1 rRNA gene is annotated in these 1560 nt (G+C 55.7%); it reads right to left on the reverse strand.

The annotated features are described in order from the left end of the window. Positions 1 to 33: 33 nt before the first annotated feature. Positions 34 to 1560: ribosomal RNA gene (locus L6762_RS11840) — 16S ribosomal RNA — on the reverse strand.

The raw sequence follows: 1560 nt of genomic DNA on the forward strand, positions 1-1560 counted from the left end.
GCGTGGCTCAACCAATATGTTGAAGCTCCTTAGAAAGGAGGTGATCCAGCCGCACCTTCCGGTACGGCTACCTTGTTACGACTTAGTCCCAATCGCCAATCCCACCTTCGACGACTCCCTCCCACAAGGGGTTAGGCCATCGGCTTCGGGTGTTACCAACTTTCGTGACTTGACGGGCGGTGTGTACAAGGCCCGGGAACGTATTCACCGCAGCGTTGCTGATCTGCGATTACTAGCGACTCCGACTTCATGGGGTCGAGTTGCAGACCCCAATCCGAACTGAGACCGGCTTTTTGGGATTAGCTCAACCTCACAGTATCGCAACCCTTTGTACCGGCCATTGTAGCATGCGTGAAGCCCAAGACATAAGGGGCATGATGATTTGACGTCATCCCCACCTTCCTCCGAGTTGACCCCGGCAGTCTCCTATGAGTCCCCACCATTACGTGCTGGCAACATAGAACGAGGGTTGCGCTCGTTGCGGGACTTAACCCAACATCTCACGACACGAGCTGACGACAACCATGCACCACCTGTATACCAGCCCCGAAGGGAAACTCTATCTCTAGAGCGGTCCAGTATATGTCAAGCCTTGGTAAGGTTCTTCGCGTTGCATCGAATTAATCCGCATGCTCCGCCGCTTGTGCGGGCCCCCGTCAATTTCTTTGAGTTTTAGCCTTGCGGCCGTACTCCCCAGGCGGGGCACTTAATGCGTTAGCTACGGCGCGGAAAACGTGGAATGTCCCCCACACCTAGTGCCCAACGTTTACGGCATGGACTACCAGGGTATCTAATCCTGTTTGCTCCCCATGCTTTCGCTTCTCAGCGTCAGTTACAGCCCAGAGACCTGCCTTCGCCATTGGTGTTCCTCCTGATATCTGCGCATTTCACCGCTACACCAGGAATTCCAGTCTCCCCTACTGCACTCTAGTTAGCCCGTACCCACTGCAAACCCGGGGTTAAGCCCCGGGCTTTCACAGCAGACGCGACAAACCGCCTACAAGCTCTTTACGCCCAATAATTCCGGACAACGCTCGCGCCCTACGTATTACCGCGGCTGCTGGCACGTAGTTAGCCGGCGCTTCTTCTGCAGGTACCGTCACTTTCGCTTCTTCCCTGCTGAAAGAGGTTTACAACCCGAAGGCCGTCATCCCTCACGCGGCGTCGCTGCATCAGGCTTGCGCCCATTGTGCAATATTCCCCACTGCTGCCTCCCGTAGGAGTCTGGGCCGTGTCTCAGTCCCAGTGTGGCCGGTCACCCTCTCAGGCCGGCTACCCGTCGTCGCCTTGGTGAGCCGTTACCTCACCAACAAGCTGATAGGCCGTGAGCCCATCTAAAACCAGTACATATCCCTTTCCACCAGCATCCCATGCGGGAACTGGTCGTATCCGGTATTAGACCTCGTTTCCAAGGCTTATCCCAGAGTTAAAGGCAGGTTACTCACGTATTACTCACCCGTTCGCCACTAATCCACCCAGCAAGCTGGGCTTCATCGTTCGACTTGCATGTGTTAAGCACGCCGCCAGCGTTCGTCCTGAGCCAGAATCAAACTCTCCGTT

The organism is Rothia nasimurium (genome assembly GCF_928381705.1).
GTDB classification, from domain to species: Bacteria; Actinomycetota; Actinomycetes; order Actinomycetales; family Micrococcaceae; genus Rothia; species Rothia nasimurium_G.